This window comes from Thiorhodococcus mannitoliphagus, assembly GCF_010915725.1.
Lineage (GTDB): Bacteria > Pseudomonadota > Gammaproteobacteria > Chromatiales > Chromatiaceae > Thiorhodococcus > Thiorhodococcus mannitoliphagus.
Genome location: NZ_JAAIJR010000502.1, coordinates 1 through 338, shown reverse-complemented (window position 1 = coordinate 338; position 338 = coordinate 1). Strand labels below are relative to the sequence as shown.

At 62.7% G+C, this 338-nt stretch carries 1 pseudogene; it reads left to right on the top strand.

Features of this window, described 5'->3' with window-relative positions:
- Positions 1 to 323: pseudogene (locus tag G3480_RS27525) on the top strand (hypothetical protein); the annotation flags it as partial.
- Positions 324 to 338 lie beyond the last annotated feature (15 nt).

Genomic DNA, 338 nt, shown 5'->3' with positions numbered 1-338 from the left:
AGGAGGCGGCCCAACTCGCCGAGCGCCGCAACCTCTCTCAGCAGGTCCGCGAAGACCTCGACAGCGCCCAGACCTACTTCGCCAACCATCACCACCAGATGGACTACGCTCGCTATGTCGCTGAAGGCTTGCCGATCGGCTCGGGTGTCACCGAAGCCGCTTGTAAGACCCTCGTCAAACAGCGCCTGTGCGCCTCGGGCATGCGTTGGAAGAACACCGGCGCCAAGATCGTCCTCAGCTTACGGGCCCTCACGCAGACCGCCGGGCGCTGGACTCAGTTCTGGCAGCGCATTGATCAGTTCGGCGCCGAATGCTGTTGCTGAGACATCATTCAGAGG